Source organism: Azospirillum sp. A23 (assembly GCF_042938965.1).
In the GTDB taxonomy this organism is placed as follows: Bacteria; Pseudomonadota; Alphaproteobacteria; order Azospirillales; family Azospirillaceae; genus Azospirillum; species Azospirillum melinis.
On the sequence record NZ_CP170667.1, the window covers coordinates 1,419,224 to 1,435,172 of the forward strand.

Annotated in this window: 19 protein-coding genes and 1 riboswitch; of the genes, 7 read left to right on the plus strand and 12 right to left on the minus strand. The window is 68.7% G+C overall.

The genetic code is table 11. The annotated features are described in order from the left end of the window. Nucleotides 1-33: 33 nt before the first annotated feature. Nucleotides 34-249 (plus strand): hypothetical protein, encoded by a 216-nt coding sequence (locus ABNQ40_RS24065; protein WP_109051738.1) that lies wholly within the window; start codon nucleotides 34-36, stop codon nucleotides 247-249. A 51-nt stretch (nucleotides 250-300) separates the two neighbouring features. Here the strand turns inward: ABNQ40_RS24065 and gcvPB are convergent, their stop codons facing one another. The 5 genes from gcvPB to ABNQ40_RS24090 all read right to left on the minus strand — a co-directional run bounded on the left by gcvPB (nucleotide 301) and on the right by ABNQ40_RS24090 (nucleotide 5,711). Then, entirely contained in the window at nucleotides 301-1,872 is a 1,572-nt protein-coding gene (gene gcvPB, locus ABNQ40_RS24070) for an aminomethyl-transferring glycine dehydrogenase subunit GcvPB (RefSeq protein WP_391347511.1), read from the minus strand. Beyond that, nucleotides 1,869-3,212, minus strand: coding sequence for an aminomethyl-transferring glycine dehydrogenase subunit GcvPA (gene gcvPA / locus ABNQ40_RS24075; protein ID WP_109051736.1), 1,344 nt, complete (start codon nucleotides 3,210-3,212; stop codon nucleotides 1,869-1,871). The genes gcvPB and gcvPA overlap by 4 nt, the downstream gene beginning before the upstream one ends. A gap of 1 nt (nucleotide 3,213) precedes the next feature. Further along, nucleotides 3,214-3,588, minus strand: coding sequence for a glycine cleavage system protein GcvH (gene gcvH / locus ABNQ40_RS24080; protein WP_109051735.1), 375 nt, complete (start codon nucleotides 3,586-3,588; stop codon nucleotides 3,214-3,216). 52 nt (nucleotides 3,589-3,640) lie between these two features. After that, nucleotides 3,641-4,753, minus strand: coding sequence for a glycine cleavage system aminomethyltransferase GcvT (gene gcvT / locus ABNQ40_RS24085; protein ID WP_109051734.1), 1,113 nt, complete (start codon nucleotides 4,751-4,753; stop codon nucleotides 3,641-3,643). Nucleotides 4,754-4,922: 169 nt separating this feature from the next. Continuing rightward, nucleotides 4,923-5,038: riboswitch (glycine riboswitch) on the minus strand. Nucleotides 5,039-5,189: 151 nt separating this feature from the next. Then, the gene (locus tag ABNQ40_RS24090) at nucleotides 5,190-5,711 is read right to left on the minus strand and encodes a hypothetical protein (protein ID WP_247880043.1); all 522 of its coding nucleotides are present in this window, start codon (nucleotides 5,709-5,711) and stop codon (nucleotides 5,190-5,192) included. A 235-nt stretch (nucleotides 5,712-5,946) separates the two neighbouring features. Between ABNQ40_RS24090 and ispH the strand changes: the two genes are divergently transcribed. Next, entirely contained in the window at nucleotides 5,947-6,924 is a 978-nt protein-coding gene (gene ispH, locus ABNQ40_RS24095) for a 4-hydroxy-3-methylbut-2-enyl diphosphate reductase (RefSeq protein ID WP_109051732.1), read from the plus strand. A gap of 19 nt (nucleotides 6,925-6,943) precedes the next feature. Here the strand turns inward: ispH and ABNQ40_RS24100 are convergent, their stop codons facing one another. Genes ABNQ40_RS24100 through ABNQ40_RS24115 form a run of 4 tightly spaced genes read right to left on the minus strand, consistent with a single transcriptional unit; the run spans nucleotide 6,944 to nucleotide 10,032 of the window. After that, a complete protein-coding gene (locus ABNQ40_RS24100) occupies nucleotides 6,944-8,407 on the minus strand; it encodes a cobyric acid synthase (protein ID WP_109051731.1) in 1,464 nt (487 codons plus the stop codon). A gap of 4 nt (nucleotides 8,408-8,411) precedes the next feature. Continuing rightward, entirely contained in the window at nucleotides 8,412-9,038 is a 627-nt protein-coding gene (gene cobO, locus ABNQ40_RS24105) for a cob(I)yrinic acid a,c-diamide adenosyltransferase (protein ID WP_109051730.1), read from the minus strand. After that, nucleotides 9,035-9,559: a bifunctional adenosylcobinamide kinase/adenosylcobinamide-phosphate guanylyltransferase gene (gene cobU, locus ABNQ40_RS24110; protein ID WP_109051729.1), complete on the minus strand. Its 525-nt coding sequence runs from the start codon at nucleotides 9,557-9,559 to the stop codon at nucleotides 9,035-9,037. The genes cobO and cobU overlap by 4 nt, the downstream gene beginning before the upstream one ends. Before the next feature lie 11 nt (nucleotides 9,560-9,570). Continuing rightward, entirely contained in the window at nucleotides 9,571-10,032 is a 462-nt protein-coding gene (locus ABNQ40_RS24115; protein ID WP_109051728.1) for a cupin domain-containing protein, read from the minus strand. Nucleotides 10,033-10,214: 182 nt separating this feature from the next. On the opposite strand from ABNQ40_RS24115, the gene ABNQ40_RS24120 reads away from it, so the two are divergent. Then, complete coding sequence (locus ABNQ40_RS24120) at nucleotides 10,215-11,054, plus strand: alpha/beta hydrolase (protein ID WP_109051727.1); 840 nt, start codon at nucleotides 10,215-10,217, stop codon at nucleotides 11,052-11,054. Between the two features lie 11 nt (nucleotides 11,055-11,065). On the opposite strand, the gene ABNQ40_RS24125 is transcribed toward ABNQ40_RS24120, so the two are convergent. The 3 genes from ABNQ40_RS24125 to ABNQ40_RS24135 form a co-directional block, all read right to left on the minus strand. After that, the gene (locus ABNQ40_RS24125) at nucleotides 11,066-11,296 is read right to left on the minus strand and encodes a zinc ribbon domain-containing protein (RefSeq protein WP_109051726.1); all 231 of its coding nucleotides are present in this window, start codon (nucleotides 11,294-11,296) and stop codon (nucleotides 11,066-11,068) included. A 90-nt stretch (nucleotides 11,297-11,386) separates the two neighbouring features. After that, nucleotides 11,387-11,593, minus strand: coding sequence for a heavy-metal-associated domain-containing protein (locus ABNQ40_RS24130; protein WP_109051725.1), 207 nt, complete (start codon nucleotides 11,591-11,593; stop codon nucleotides 11,387-11,389). Between the two features lie 37 nt (nucleotides 11,594-11,630). Then, nucleotides 11,631-12,779 carry a divergent polysaccharide deacetylase family protein gene (locus ABNQ40_RS24135; RefSeq protein WP_247880041.1) on the minus strand — a complete coding sequence of 383 codons (1,149 nt, stop codon included), beginning with the start codon at nucleotides 12,777-12,779 and terminating at the stop codon, nucleotides 11,631-11,633. A gap of 124 nt (nucleotides 12,780-12,903) precedes the next feature. Here ABNQ40_RS24135 and ABNQ40_RS24140 point away from each other — a divergent pair, with 124 nt between their 5' ends. The 4 genes from ABNQ40_RS24140 (at nucleotide 12,904) to trpC (ending at nucleotide 15,948) form a co-directional block, all read left to right on the plus strand. Beyond that, nucleotides 12,904-13,359 (plus strand): STY0301 family protein, encoded by a 456-nt coding sequence (locus tag ABNQ40_RS24140; RefSeq protein WP_109051724.1) that lies wholly within the window; start codon nucleotides 12,904-12,906, stop codon nucleotides 13,357-13,359. Nucleotides 13,360-13,505: 146 nt separating this feature from the next. Beyond that, nucleotides 13,506-14,114 (plus strand): aminodeoxychorismate/anthranilate synthase component II, encoded by a 609-nt coding sequence (locus tag ABNQ40_RS24145; protein WP_109051723.1) that lies wholly within the window; start codon nucleotides 13,506-13,508, stop codon nucleotides 14,112-14,114. Next, nucleotides 14,111-15,145 (plus strand): anthranilate phosphoribosyltransferase, encoded by a 1,035-nt coding sequence (gene trpD, locus ABNQ40_RS24150; protein WP_109051722.1) that lies wholly within the window; start codon nucleotides 14,111-14,113, stop codon nucleotides 15,143-15,145. The genes ABNQ40_RS24145 and trpD overlap by 4 nt, the downstream gene beginning before the upstream one ends. Then, complete coding sequence (gene trpC / locus ABNQ40_RS24155; protein ID WP_109051721.1) at nucleotides 15,145-15,948, plus strand: indole-3-glycerol phosphate synthase TrpC; 804 nt, start codon at nucleotides 15,145-15,147, stop codon at nucleotides 15,946-15,948. Before trpD ends, trpC begins: the two co-directional genes overlap by 1 nt. Nucleotide 15,949: the final 1 nt, after the last annotated feature.

Genomic DNA, 15,949 nt, shown 5'->3' on the forward strand with positions numbered 1-15,949 from the left:
TTCCTCAATGCTCAAGCCAAAGGAGAACGCCCCATGGCCACCCGTCACGAAGACAGCCCCGAACACAAGAAGGCCCACGATCTGGCCGAGCAGGCTCTGGACAAGGCCGCCGGCGGCGATCCCCGCAAGGCGCGTGACCTGATCGAGGAAGCCAAGAGCATCGATCCGAAGATCGGCGAGGAAATGGCCCGCGAGGCCGCCGAGGATCAGAAGAAGGCCGACAGGTACGTCGACAAGTCCGACAAGTAACAGACAGAAGCTCCCCCTCCCGTGCAGGGAGGGGGAGCGTCATGTCCGTCCTTACTCCGCCGCCAGGGCCTCCGCCGGTACCGGCGGGGTCCAGCGCAGCACCGGCTTGCGGGCGGCGGCCGTCTCGTCCAGGCGACGGCGCGGCGTCAGGCGCGGTGCGGCCTGGAAATAGGCAACGTCACCCGACTTCGCCCGCTCGGCCAGCGCACGCAGCGCATCGACGAACTGGTCGAGGCTGGCCTTGCTCTCCGTCTCGGTCGGCTCGATCAGCAGGGCACCGTGGACGACCAGCGGGAAATACATGGTCATCGGGTGGAAGCCCTCGTCGATCAGCGCCTTCGCCATGTCGAGCGTGGTGACCCCCGTCCCCTTCAGGAAGCGGTCGTCGAACAGACACTCGTGCATGCACGGCCCCTCGAAGGAGGCCGTCATCACGTCTTCCAGCCGCGCCATGACGTAGTTGGCGTTCAGCACCGCATCGCCCGACGCCTGCCACAGCCCGTCCGCGCCGTGGCTCAGCATGTAGGACAGGGCGCGGACGAACATGCCCATCTGGCCGTGGAAGGCCTTCATGCGGCCGAAGGCCGGACCTTCGCCGGCGTTCTCGACCAGCGCGAAGCCGTCCTTGCCGTGGGTGACGTAGGGCACCGGGATGTAGGGCGCCAGCGACTCCGCGAACACCACCGGCCCCGACCCCGGACCGCCGCCGCCATGCGGGGTGGAGAAGGTCTTGTGCAGGTTGATGTGCATGACGTCGATGCCGAGGTCGGCCGGGCGCACCCGCCCGACGATGGCGTTGAAGTTGGCGCCGTCGCAGTAGAAATAGGCGCCGGCCGCATGCACCGCCTCGGCGATGGCGATGATGTCGCGTTCGAACAGGCCGCAGGTGTTGGGGTTGGTCAGCATCAACCCGGCCACATCGGGACCGAGCTTGGCCTTCAGCGCATCCAGATCGACGCGGCCGTCGGCGGTCGCCGGTATGGCGTCGACGCTGTAGCCACAGGCCGCGGCGGTCGCCGGGTTGGTGCCGTGGGCGCTTTCCGGCACCAGGATCTTGGTGCGGCCGCTGTCGCCCTTCGCCTCATGCGCGGAGCGGATCGCCATGATGCCGCACATCTCGCCATGGGCACCGGCGGCGGGCGCCAGCGTCACGGCGGCCATGCCGGTCAGAGTCTTCAGCCAATAGGCCAGCTGGTCCATCAGCTCCAAGGCACCCTGCACCGTGCTGACCGGCTGCATCGGATGCACGTCGGAGAAGCCCGGCAGCCGCGCCATCTTCTCGTTCAGGCGCGGGTTGTGCTTCATCGTGCAGGAGCCCAGCGGATAAAACCCGCTGTCGATGGCATAGTTCTTCTGCGACAGGCGGGTGTAGTGGCGGACCACCTGCGGCTCGGCGAGGCCGGGCAGCCCGACCTTGGCGCGCGGCTTCACCGCACCGAGGCGCGAAGCCACCTTCGGCAATTCGGGCAGATCGACGCCGGTGCGGCCGGCGCTGTCCTGTTCGAAGATCAGCGGCTCTTCGATCTGGAGACCACGGTTGCCGGTGACGGTGCCGGTCACGCCGTCGAACGAGGCGGCACCGGCCGGAATGGCCGACGGACGGCCCTGGTTGTTCATGCTCATGCCAGAACCTCACTCAGAGCGGCAGCGAAGGCGTCCATGTCGGCGTCGGTGTTGGTCTCGGTGACGGCGACCAGCAGCAGGTCTTCCATCTCGCCCGGATAGAGGCGCGACACCGGCACGCCGCCCAGGATGCGGCGCTTGGCAAGCTCCTCGACCACCGCGGCGGCCGGCTTCGGCAGCTTGACGGTGAATTCGTTGAAGAAGCCGTCGTTCAGCACCTCGACACCCGGAACCGTTGCCAGCTTGTCGGCCATCTGGACCGCCTTGGCATGGTTCAGTTGGGCGAGCTGCGTGATCCCCGCCTCGCCCAGCAGGCTGACATGGATCGAGAAGGCCAGCGCGCACAGGCCGGAGTTGGTGCAGATGTTCGAGGTCGCCTTCTCGCGGCGGATGTGCTGCTCGCGGGTGGAGAGCGTCAGCACGAAGCCGCGGCGTCCGTCGGCATCCACTGTCTCGCCGCACAGGCGGCCCGGCATCTGGCGGACATACTTATCCTTCACCGCGAACAGCCCGACATAGGGGCCGCCGAAGTTCAGGGCGTTGCCGAAGGACTGACCCTCGGCAGCGACGATGTCGGCACCCATATCGCCCGGCGGCGTCAGCAGCCCCAGCGATAGAGCCTCCGTCACCACGACGATCAGCAGCGCGCCCTTGGCCTGGCAGGCGGCGGCCAGATCGGTGTAATTGCGGACATGGCCGAACACGTCCGGGTTCTGCACGACGACGCAAGCAGTCTTGTCGTCGACCAGCGCCAGCAGATCCTCGCCGCCGGTCGGGGCGGCCGGCAGGGCCACCGCCTCGAAACCGATGAAGCGGGCGTCGGTGGTGGTCACGTCGCGGTAATGCGGGTGCAGGCCGCCGGACAGGATCGCCTTCTTCCGACGGGTGACACGGTTGGCCATCATGACGGCCTCGGCGCAGGAAGTGGCGCCATCATACATCGAGGCGTTGGCCACATCCATGCCGGTCAGCAGCGCGACCTGGGTCTGGAATTCGAACAGGACCTGAAGCGTGCCCTGGCTCACCTCCGGCTGGTACGGCGTGTAGGCGGTCAGGAACTCGCCGCGCTGAACCAGATGGTCGACGGTGGCCGGCACATGGTGACGGTAGGCGCCGGCGCCGAGGAAGCTCGGCACCGACCCCGCCGGCACATTCTTGGCGGCCATGGAGCCGAGCAGCCGTTCGACCTCAAGCTCGCCCATATGGTTGGGCAAGCCCCCGATCGGGCCGGCCAGACGGGCCGCCTTTGGAACGTCGCGGAACAGGTCTTCGACCGATGTTGCGCGGATGGCCTCCAGCATCGACTGCCGGTCGGCCTCGGTCAGGGGCAGATAGCGCATGTTAGTGGGATTCCTCCACGAAGGCCTTGTAGGCCGCTTCGTCCATCAGGCCATCCAGTTCGGAGGCGTCCTTGAGCTGAAGCTTGAAGAACCAGCCATCGGTCTCGGCGGCGCTGTTGACCATCGACGGGTCGTCCACCAGGGCCTGGTTGGCCTCCACCACGGTGCCGGAGACCGGGGCGTAGACGTCGCTGGCGGCCTTCACCGATTCGACGACGGCGGCTTCCTTGCCCTTCTCCAGCACGCGGCCGGCGTCGGGCAGCTCGACGAACACCACGTCGCCCAACTGGCTCTGGGCGAAGTCGGTGACACCGACGGTGGCGACATCGCCATCGACCTGAACCCACTCGTGGTCCTTGGTGAATTTCTTGGTCATCTGAAGATTTCCCTGTTCGAAACGGTTGCTTGTGATTGGGGAAGCCGGGGCATCAGCCCCGGTAATAGCGTTGCGGCACGAAGGGCGTGGCAGCGACACGGGCGGGCAGCGGCTTGCCACGCACCACCAGCGTCAGCGGCGTGCCGACCGCCGAGTTCGCGATGTCGACATAGCCCATGGCGACCGGCGCGCCTGCGGTCGGGCCGAAGCCGCCGCTGGTGATCTCGCCGATGACGGTGCCGTTGGCGTCCTGGATTTCAGTGTGCTCGCGGGCCGGCTGGCGGCCTTCCGGCTGGATGCCGACGCGGCGGCGCGCGGCGCCCTCGGTCAGCTGCCGGTGGATGATGTCATAGCCGGGGAAACCGCCCTCGGCGCGGCGGCGCTTCGGCAGGGTCCATTCCAGCGCACCGTCCACCGGCGTCGTGGTGGTGTCGATGTCGTGGCCGTACAGGCAGAGCCCGGCCTCCAGACGCAGCGAGTCGCGGGCGCCCAGACCGATGGCCTCGACCTCCGATTCGCCCAGCAGGGCGCGGGCGATCATCTCCGCATCGGCCTTGTCGCAGGAGATCTCGTAGCCGTCCTCGCCGGTGTAGCCGGAGCGGGTCAGGATCACCGGCACGCCCTTGAAGGTGGCGGACAGGTAGCTCATGAACTTCATGGTGGCGGCTTCGGGCACGAAGCGTGCCATCACCGCGGCCGCCATCGGGCCCTGGAGCGCCATCAGCGCCAGATCGCCCAGCAGCTCCACCTCGGCCTTGCCGGCCAGCTTCTCGCGCAGGTGGGCGACGTCCTGCTCCTTGCAGGCGGCATTCACCACCAGGAACAGATGGTCGCCGGCATTGGTCACCATCAGGTCGTCGAGGATGCCGCCCTGCTCGTTCAGGAACAGCGTGTAGCGCATGCGGCCCTGCGCCAAGCCCTTGATGTCGCCGGGAACCAGCGTTTCCAATGCCGCGGCCGGATCGGCGCCGGTCAGGCGGACCTGCCCCATGTGGGACACGTCGAACAGCCCGGCCTTCTCGCGGGTGTGCTGGTGTTCCTTGAGGATCCCCAGGGGATACTGCACCGGCATGTCATAGCCGGCGAAGGGGACCATGCGGGCGCCAAGCTCGACATGGAGCGCGTGCAGCGGGGTGGTCTTGAGAGCGGTTGCGGCCTCGGTCACGCTGGTCCTCCGACAGGGTTACGGCACCCGCACCGGGATCGGTGCAGGACGCTGCCCCCTCTGTCTTGGACCTGAGAGATTCACCGCCGTCCGGTCGAGCCGGGCACCCGGTTTACTCCTTCGGTGAGTCGCGGCGACTGGGCGCCGAGGCTGCTTTCCAGAGTTGCCTTATCCCCTTGCGGTCCTTTTGCCTGAGAGTTTCCGGGGGCGGTTGCTCCTTCGGCGCCGCCTGCGGACCTGTCGATTTACGACAGGCTCACAAGCGATCTCTCCCGCGAGGGATCATCGGCGTGATGGCGGCACACTGTCGCGAATGGACAGGTTTGTCAATTGGAGGGATTGGGCGCCAAGCCCATCCACTCATCGGCCGTCATCCCCGCGAAGGCGGGGGCGACGGTCGAAAAGAGAAGGCGGCGGCACCGATGGACAGAAGCGCTTACTTCTTAACTTGCGTCCGGTTGAAGTTCAGCTGCTCCGGAGTCAGCTGGAAGCCGAGATAGATCTTCCAGTCCTTGGCGTTGGCGTCCTTGGGCAGCGGGATCTTCGGCGTCAGTTCCTCGCGGGTGCCGGCGCGCGGCTGGCCGGGGACGAAGGTCACGTCGGTGTCGAAATAGGCCTTCGACACCAGCGTGTCGTCCGGCTGGGCCAGCGCGACGAAATACTGGTACTTGGCCGTGCTGCCCTGAAGCGCCGGACCGCGTTCCGCCACCAGATAGACGTTCACATTCACCGTAACGCCGCTGCTGGTATAGTCGCAGCTGCCGGTGAAATCGGTCAGGGCGGCGCGCGACTCCAGATCGGTCAGATCCTTGCCGCCGGGACGGAACACCGTCACTTCCTGCAGGTCGCGGACGATGTTGACCTTCGGGCAGGCCAGCGCCGCTTCCGACGGGCTGGTCGGCCCCAGCCCCATGCCGGAGCAGCCGGAAAGCACCAGAACGGCCCCGGCCGCGAGCAACGCAGGGCGGCCCATCCCAAAGAGGGACGCCAGCGGGCTTTTCCGGGCGGGGGTTCCTATATTACGGTCGCGGCGGTCCATCGGTTCGGCCTGATCGGTTAACGGGCTGTTGGATCGCGACTTTAGTGTCCCAGCTTGACCGGCACAAGACCGCGCGGCGGTTCTATCCCTTGTGACCGTTCAGCACAGGATTACCTAAGGGCGACCTTCTCCACGCAAGGGCGGTACAGCGCATATGACCACGACCAATTCCCCAACCCGCCAGCCCCTGACCATCCTGCTGGCGGCACCGCGCGGTTTCTGCGCCGGGGTGGACCGGGCGATCCAGATCGTCGAGACGGCGCTGGAGCGCTTCGGGGCGCCGGTCTATGTGCGGCACGAGATCGTCCACAACCGCTTCGTGGTCGAAAGCCTGGAAGCCAAGGGCGCCATCTTCGTCGATGAACTGACCGAGGTGCCGGACGGCCGCCCGGTGGTCTTCTCCGCCCATGGCGTGCCGAAATCGGTGCCGCAGGCGGCCGAGGCGCGCGGGCTGTTCTATCTCGACGCCACCTGTCCGCTGGTCAGCAAGGTCCACCGCGAGGCCGAACGCCATCACGAGGACGGCAGGCAGATCGTCCTGATCGGCCATGCCGGCCATCCCGAGGTCATCGGCACCATGGGCCAGCTGCCCGCAGGCGCCGTGGTGCTGGTGGAGACGGTGGCCGATGTCGCGACGCTGGAGGTGAGCGACCCGGAAAACCTCGCCTACGCCACCCAGACCACCCTGTCGGTCGACGAGACGACGGAGATCCTGGCCGCCCTCCAGGCCCGTTTCCCCGCCATCGCCGGGCCGAAGAAGGAGGACATCTGCTACGCCACCACCAACCGTCAGGCGGCGGTGAAGGCCATCGCGCCGAAGGTGGAGGCGCTGCTGGTGCTGGGGGCGCCGAACTCCTCCAACTCCAAGCGTCTGGTGGAGGTGGCGAAGACCCATGGCTGCCCGGCTGCCCAGCTGGTCCAGCGCGCCGCCGACATCGACTGGAGCGCCCTGGCTGGCGTCGCCCGCCTCGGCATCACCGCCGGCGCGTCCGCCCCGGAAGTGCTGGTGGAGGAGGTCATCGAGGCCGCCCGCAGCCGCTTCGACGTGACGGTGGAGGAGCTGCGCACCGCGACCGAGAACATCGTCTTCAAGCTGCCGCGCGCGTTATCGATGGAGCAGGAGGCGGTTTGAGGGGGCACCGCCCCCTCCCTCACCCCTGCGCCACCGCCAACAACCCTTCCACATCCACGACGCTCTCCAGCCGGTCCGCGACCGCATCGAGCGCCCGCTCGACCGCCACACCATAGCCGAGATCCGACCCGGTACCTCCCAGCCGGCGCAGATAGGCCGAGCGGAAGCCGTCGGTGGTGAACAGGCCGTGCAGGTAGCATCCCGCCACCCGTCCATCCGCCGACTCCGCCCCATCGGTTCCACCGCCGGCAAGCTCCAGCATCGGCCGCGCCCTGTCGGCCCCCTCGGTGCGGCCCATATGCATCTCGTAGCCCGCCACCGCAGCGCCGGTGCGCCGCTCCGTGCCGCGGGCCTCCTCCAGCACCTTGGGCCCCTTCAGCACTGTTTCGACATCCAGCAGCCCCAGCCCGGCCGCCTCGCCGGGCGGGCCTTCGATGCCGTCGGGATCGGCAATGCGCCGGCCCAGCATCTGGTAGCCGCCGCAGATGCCCAGCACCCGGCCGCCGCGCCGCCAATGGGCCATCAGGTCGATGTCCCAGCCCTGTGCCCGCAGGAAGGAGAGGTCGGCGATGGTCGCCTTGGTGCCGGGCAGGATCACCAGATCGCAGTCGCCCGGCAGCGGCTGACCCGGACGCACCATGGTCAGGGCGACGCCCGGCTCCTGCGCCAGCGGATCGAAATCGTCGAAGTTGGCGATCCGCGACAGCATCGGCACGGCGATGCGCAGCGCCCCGTCGCCGGCCTCCCGCGGCCGGTCGAGCGCCACCGCATCCTCGGCCGGCAGAATCGCCGCCTCGCGCAGCCAGGGCACCACGCCGAATCCGCGCCAGCCGGTGTGGCTCTCGATGATCCGCAGCCCTTCATCGAACAGGCGAACATCGCCGCGGAACTTGTTGATGAGAAAGCCCTTAATCCGCTCCTGCTCAGATTTCGGTAGAAGTGCGTGGGTGCCGACCAGACTGGCGATCACGCCGCCGCGGTCGATGTCGCCGACCAGCAGAACCGGCACGTCGGCCGCGGTGGCGAAGCCCATGTTGGCGATGTCGCCGGCCCGCAGATTGACCTCCGCCGGGCTGCCGGCCCCCTCGACCACCACGATGTCGGCCTCGCCCCGCAGCCGCTCGAAACTGTCCAGAACGGTGCCCAGCAGGTCGCGCTTGCGCGCCTGATAGTCGGCGGCGCGCGCGGTGCCGACCACCACGCCGCGCACCACCACCTGGCTGCCGACATCCGACTGCGGTTTCAGCAGCACCGGGTTCATATGGACGCTGGGCGCCACGCCGCAGGCCCGCGCCTGCAATGCCTGGGCACGGCCGATCTCGCCGCCGTCCGCCGTGACCGCGGCGTTGTTGGACATGTTCTGCGGCTTGAACGGCCGGACGCTCAGCCCGCGCCGCACCAGCGCCCGGCACAGCCCGGCCACCAGCAGCGACTTGCCGACATCCGAGCCGGTGCCCTGCAACATGATCGCCCGTGAGCGCATGGCTTCAGAACTCGATGCCGGCCTGGGCCTTCACCCCGGCCTCGAACGGGTGCTTGACCAGCGTCATCTCGGTGACGAGGTCGGCGGCGGCGATCAGTTCCGGCTTGGCGTTGCGGCCGGTGATGCAGACATGCAGGTCCGGCCGGCGGGCGGCCAGCGTCGCCAGCACCTCGTCCAGCGGCAGATAATCCATGCGCAGCACGATGTTCAGCTCGTCCAGCACGATCAGGCGATAGCGCGGATCGGCCATCAGTTCCTTGGCCTTGGCCCAGGCGGCCTCGGCGGCGGCGATGTCGCGGGCGCGGTCCTGGGTGTCCCAGGTGAAGCCCTCGCCCATCGTGTGGAAATCGACCAGATCCTCGAAGCGCTCCAGCGCCACCGTCTCGCCGGTGGACCAGGCGCCCTTGACGAACTGCACCATGCCGACGCGCATGCCGTGGCCGACGGCGCGCATCATTAGGCCGAAAGCGGCGGTGGACTTGCCCTTGCCCTTGCCGGTGTGGACCATCAGCAGGCCCTTCTCCACCGTCTTGGAGGCGAGCGCACGCTCCTGCAACGCCTTGCGCCGTTTCATCTTCTCGGCGTGGCGGCGGTTCAGCTCGTCTGTATCGGCCGTGTTGTCGTCGGTCATTCGGGAGTTCCCTTCACAAACATCGGCAGACCGGCGACGGTCAGCACGACGCGCGGCGCCACCGCCGCGATGGATTGGTGCAAGCGGCCGGCATGGTCGCGGAAGCGGCGCGCCAGCGCATTGTCGGGCACGATGCCGAGCCCGACCTCATTGGAAACGAGCACCACGCGGCCGGGCAGCGTCGGCAGTAGCTCCACCAGCGCCGCGGTTTCCGCCGCGATGTCGGTCTCGGCCATCATCAGGTTGGTCAGCCACAGCGTCAGGCAATCGACCAGGACGCCGGTGCCCTCGGCAGCCTGCCGGCGCAAGGTTGCGGTCAGGTCGCGCGGCTCCTCGATGGTCGTCCAGTCCGGACCGCGGTCGTCGCGGTGCTTCGCCACCCGCTCGGCCATCTCGGCGTCCCACACCTGCGAGGTGGCGATGTAGACCCGCGGCCCGCCCGACGCCGTCACCAGCCCCTCGGCATAGCGGCTCTTGCCCGAGCGGGCGCCGCCCAGCACCAAAGTGACGTCGGCAGTCATTCTCCCGGCCATCATTCCCAGGCGCTTCCGTCGCGGTGACGATAGGTGCCGTCGCGCCAGACCATGTCTTCGTCGGAATAGTCGATCTCATCGCCGCCGCTGCGGTCGCCGACCTCCAGAAAGCTGGCCGGACGGTCGCTGCGGTTGATCAGCCGGTGGCCATCGGCGACGCCCTGCGGAAAGCCGGCGCACATGCCGGGGGTCAGCCTCGTCTCGCCCGCGTCGGTCACCAGCGTCAGTTCGCCCTCCACAACATAGACGAACTCGTCCTGCCGGCTGTGCCAGTGGCGCAGGGCGGATGAGGCGCCGGGAGCCAGCCGGGTCAGGTTGACGCCGAAATTGCTCAAGCCCAGCCGGTCGCCCAGCACCACCCGGTGCCGGCCGGCGACCTGCGGCCGGAAGGACTGCGGATAGTCGGTGGCGCCGGTTTCGGCGGTCAGCGTCGCGGGATCGAGGACCGGTGGATTCGGCACGGGCGCTCTCCGGTTCTGTGGTGCGGGTCCGGACTGTCGCAAACCGCACCGGTGGCGTCAAACGCTGCCAGGTCCCCTTACGGAGCAGGCCCTTACAAAGCTGGGTTGCCGGGACCGTGGCTGGACAGGCGCCACTTCGCCCACCATGCTTATTGCAGCGCAAAACAACAACCTGCGATCCGATGTCCCGCCTGGAAATCATCAGCCGCCATCCCGCCAAAACACCTCCCGCCGGCGCCGCCAGGATGCCGCCGCTCCTGTTCGTCCATGGCGCCTTCAGCGGCGCCTGGATCTGGGACGCCAAGTTCCTGCCCTGGTTCGCCGAACGGGGATGGGAGGCGCACGCCGTCTCGCTCCGCGGCCACGGCAACAGCGAAGGGCGCAACCGGCTGCATGATTTCGGCATCGCCGACTATGTCGACGACGTGCTGGAGGCGGCGGGCCGCCTGTCCGCTCCTCCGGTACTGATCGGTCATTCGATGGGCGGCATGGTGGTGCAGCGCGCGCTGGCGAAGCGCCGCTTTCCGGCCGGCGTGCTGATGGCGTCGGCGCCGCCCTATGGCCTGCTGACTTCCACCATGGGGCTGGCCTGGCGCTCGCCCTACGTGTTCCAGCAGATGTCGATGCTGATGACCTTCGGCGAGACCGCGATCGACCCCGACGCCATCCGCCGCGCCATGTTCTCCGACAAGATGCCGCACGCCGAAGCGGCCAAGTACGAGAGCTTCCTGCAGGAGGAATCGCGCCGCGTCCTGCTCGACATCGGTGGCTGGATCCCCTTCCCCGTCCTGCCGCCGCGCGACATGCCGGTGCTGGTGATGGGGGCCGAGGAGGATGTGCTGTTCCCGCGCGCGGAAATCGTCGCCACCGCGATGGCGCTGGGCACCCAGCCGGTGTTCATGCCGGGCATGGGCCATGCGATGATGCTGGAACAGGACTGGCAGGCGGCTGCCGAGCGTGTCGAGACTTGGGTCGCCACGACGGTGACGGCCGCAACCGCCCCGTCCGGCTCCGCCGCCTGACCTGCCCGCCCCTAGACCTTCGGCCGTTCCGACCGCGAATAGTTGCTGAAATGCCCCTCCCTGGAGGCCTGCCGGCGGGCGGACTGGAGGATGGCGCCGGACTTGCCCTCTGGCGCCACATTCGACAGCTGGCGGGTCAGGTCGGCACCGCCGCAGGACGGGCAGGCAGGCGTCTCACCGGAGCGGACCAGGGTTTCGAACCCCTGGCCGCAGGACTGGCAACGGTAGGAATAGAGCGGCATCGCACCCTCGCGGAACGGATCGCATCGGTCCGAGCATGCCGCAATACCCACAACAAGAAAACGGTTTTGTTGCGCCGCAACAGCGACTCGTCAGGCCGCCGCTCCGCCGAAATCGAATCCGGCCGCCTCGACCGCCTGCTGCACCAGTTCGGCCGGGATGCCGCCGGCGACCACGACGGTGCCGGTTGCGAGATCGACGGTCACCGCGGCATTGGGAGCCGCCTTGGTGATCGCGTTGGAAACGGAGCGGGCGCAGCCGCTGCAGGTCATCCCATCCACCTTGTACGCATCAGTCATCGTTACTGGCATCGCCACGGGCTTCCTTTGGATCGGGTCAGCCGCCGGCATGGTGCGTCCGCACCACCGCGCTGACCGGGACAAGAACGAAGCCACGCTTTTGCACATCCGGCAACCAGGACGCCAGAGCCTCGATTGTCGCATCGTGCGGGTGGCCGATGGCGACGGCGTAGCCCTGGCGCTTCGCCACCTGTTCGGTCTTGCTCAGTTGGGCCTTCACCGCCGCCACGGTTTCCACATTGTCGAGGAACACGTCGCGCCCGACCCAGGGCATCTTCAGCTCCTGCGCCAGCCCGATTCCGGCGCTGTTGGGCGTCGTCCGGCTGTCCAGCCACAGCAGTCCGCGCCGGTGCAGTTCCGTCAGCACCGGCGCCAGTGCCGTCCGGTCGGCGGTGAATCGGCTGCCCATATGGTTGTTCACCCCGACATAGCCATCGAAGCTGTCCAGCGCCGCGCGGAACCGCTTCACGATCTCGCCCTTGTCCAGCGAAACCAGCAGCGCGTTCGGACCGGGATCGGCCTTCACGCTGGGCTCCATCGGCATGTGCAGCATCAGTTCATGCCCGTTGGCGCGGGCCGCCTTCGACTGGACCGACAGGTCGCGGGCATAGGGCAACCAGGACAGCGTCAGCGGACCGTGCAGCCCGGCCATCCGGGACGAGCGCTTGCGGTCGAGCCCCATGTCGTCGATGACGATGGCGATGATCGGCCTGCCCTGCGGAACCTCGGCCGGCAGCGCATTCCTGCGCCACAATGCCGCATTGCCCGAGGGCGCCTGCACCGGGGGCTGGGCCGGGGGAACCGGCGGCGGCAGCATCGCCACGGTGGTGGCGGGCGGGCGCGTTTCCGCCTGGGCCGGCTTTTCCGGCACCGCATGCTCCGGGCCGTCCGCCGCATGCTGGACAGGCGCCGGAGCCTCCGCCTTCGCCGCCGGCAGCGAGGGGGGCGACGGCGGCACGGCTGCCTGCTGGGGCGGGACCTGCTGGGCCGGACTCTGCTGAACAGGGGCCTGCTGGGCACGCTCGCCGCCGGACCGGCTGCCGGTCAGCGTCGCCACGCCCATCGCCACCGCGAACACCGCAGCAACCGCCGCCAGAGCCAGGACGAAGGGATTCGACAGAAAGGGGGGAAGCGGAACCTTGCGGGCTTTCGAAGGCACCTTGCGGGCCATGGTGACGATGTCCATCCTGCGACCGGGGCGGCGCACAGTGGCACCCTGCCGCAGCGACCGCAATTGCTCAAACGACACAGACGACCACCGCAGCGGCGCCGTCATTCCAACGGCCCGACCGGTCCCCGGAGATTGCCCGATGCGCCCGTACCTTGTCACCGTCCCGCTGCTGCTGGCTGCCTCCACCTCCTCTGCGCTGGCCGCCGGCGGCCCGCAATGCCCGCCGACCGTCAGCGTGACCGCCCAGCCGGAAGCGCCGGGCGGCTGGGCACCCTATCCGGGCCGCGACAGCCACAGCTTCATCGGCATCACCCTGATCGAAGGCGACCGCAGCCAGCAGATGGCCAGCAGCTCGCGCACCACCCTGGCGCCCGACAGCGAGACCAGGCACGCGCGCCGTCTGGTCCAGCTCTGGGAGTTCGACGCCGCGCAGCGCGGCAAGCTCTTCGTGCTCTGCCGGTATCGCGGCACCGAGGCGACGCTCGCCGCCGACCTGCCGCGCCAGACCCGCCGCTGCACGCTGACGCTGGAAACCGACATCCGCGGCGACGTCCTGGACGAGCCGAAGACACCGCCGCAGCTCGACTGCCGGTGAGGACGCGAGGCCCCAGGGCGAAGTTCTGCGCGGAGGCTGGAAATCCGCCCTTTCAGCCGCTAGGGTGTCCATCGTTGGAACAGGGCCGGAACGGCCCGGACGACCCGGGCGAAGGTGACCGGGCAAAGGTGGAAGGCGGAAGGCGCATGCTGCTGCTCATCGATAACTACGACAGCTTTACCTACAACCTCGTCCATTATCTGGGCGAGCTTGGCGCCGACGTGCAGGTCCGCCGCAACGACGCCCTGACGGTGGACGAAGCGATGGTGCTGCGTCCCGACGGCATCGTCCTGTCCCCCGGCCCCTGCGATCCCGACCGCGCCGGCATCTGCCTGCCCCTGATCGACGCCGCCGCCAAGGCCCGCCTGCCGCTGATGGGCGTCTGCCTCGGCCACCAGTCCATCGGGCAGGCCTTCGGCGGCCGGGTGATCCGCGCGCCGGTCCCCATGCACGGCAAGGTCGACAACATCCGGCACGAGGGCCGCGGCGTGCTCGCCGGCCTGCCCAGCCCGTTCCGCGCCACCCGCTACCACTCGCTGATCGTCGAGCGCGACACGCTGCCCGCCTGCCTGGAGGTGACCGGCGAGACCGCCGACGGCCTGATCATGGCGCTGGCCCACCGCGAGTTGCCGATCCACGGCGTGCAGTTCCACCCCGAGAGCATCGAGAGCGAGCACGGCCACAGGATCCTGCAGAACTTCCTGGATCTGACCCGCCCCCGCCCGCAAAGCGCGCCGCTGGAGACCGCGGCATGAGCGGCGATCTGTCCGACATGAAGGCCATCCTGGGCAAGGTCGCCACCGGCGCCGCCCTGACCGAGGCCGAGGCCGGCTTCGCCTTCGACATCATCATGTCCGGCAACGCCACCCCGTCGCAGATGGGCGGCTTCCTGATGGCGTTGCGCGTCCGGGGTGAGACGGTGGACGAGATCACCGGCGCCGCCCGCGTCATGCGTGCCAAGGCGATCCCCGTCGAAGCGCCTCCCGGCACCATCGACACCTGCGGCACCGGCGGCGACGGCGCCGGCACCTACAACATCTCCACCGCCGCGGCGCTGGTGGTGTCGTCCTGCGGCGTGCCGGTCGCCAAGCACGGCAACCGCGCCATCTCGTCGAAGTCCGGTGCCGCCGACGTGCTCGGCTCGCTGGGCGTCAACCTTGACTGCGACTTCGCGCTGGTCCGCAAGGCGCTGTGGGATGCCGGCATCGCCTTCCTGATGGCGCCGCGCCACCACCTCGCCATGCGCAACGTCGGCCCGACCCGCGTCGAGCTTGGGACCCGCACCGTCTTCAACCTGCTGGGCCCGCTCGCCAACCCGGCGACCGCCAAACGGCAGGTGCTCGGCGTCTTCTCCAAGCAGTGGGTGGAGCCGCTGGCCCAGGTGCTGAAGCGGCTGGGCTCCGAGGCCGCCTGGGTCGTCCACGGCTCCGACGGGCTGGACGAGATCACCACCACCGGCCCCACCACTGTCGCCCAGTTGAAGGACGGCGAGGTGACGGTGTTCGAGGTGACGCCGGAGGATGCCGGTCTGCCGCGCGCCCGGATCGAGGAGTTGAAGGGCGGCGACGCCCAGGTCAACGCCGAGGCGATCCATGCCCTGTTCGACGGGGTGCGCAGCCCCTACCGCGACATCGTGCTTCTGAACGCCGCCGCGGCCCTGCTGGTGTCCGGCAAGGCCGCGACCCTGAAGGATGGTGTCGCCATGGCCGCCGACGCCATCGACAGCGGCGGCGCCCGCGACCGCCTGCGCCGGCTGGTCGCCATCACCAACGAGGCAACGGCCTGATGAGCGACGTTCTGACCCGCATCAACGACGACAAGCGCGCCCTGGTGGCCTCCCGCAAGGCCGCCCGTCCCTTGTCGGAGGTGGAGGCCGCCGCCAGGGCCGCCAACGAGAGCAACCCGCCGCGCGGCTTCATCCGGGCGCTGAGCGCCGCGGTCGAGGCCGGCCGCTACGGCCTGATCGCCGAGATCAAGAAGGCGAGCCCGTCCAAGGGCCTGATCCGTCCCGATTTCGACCCGCCGGCGCTGGCCCGTGCCTACCGCGAGGGCGGTGCGACCTGCCTGTCGGTGCTGACCGACGAGCCTTATTTCCAGGGCAAGGACGAGTATCTGGTCGCCGCCCGCGCTGCGGTGGATTTGCCGGTCCTGCGCAAGGACTTCATGGTCGATCCTTATCAGATCGTTGAAGCCCGCGCGCTGGGTGCCGACTGTATTCTGATCATCATGGCGTCGCTGTCCGATGCCCAGGCGGCGGAGATCGAGGACGCCGCCATCGCCCAGGGCCTGGACGTGCTGGTCGAGGTGCACGACCGCGCCGAACTGGACCGCGCGCTGCTGCTGAGGACTCCTCTGCTCGGTGTCAACAACCGCAATCTCAAGACCTTGGCGGTCGATATTGCGACGACGGAAGAGCTGGCCGCCAACGTGCCGGCCGACCGCATGCTGGTGGCGGAAAGCGGGCTCTACAGCCCCGCCGATCTGGCCCGGATGGCGAAGGTCGGGGCGCGCTGCTTCCTGGTTGGCGAATCGCTGATGCGGCAGGCCGACGTCACCGCCGCCACCCGCGCCCTGCTGGCTCCGGTGTGAT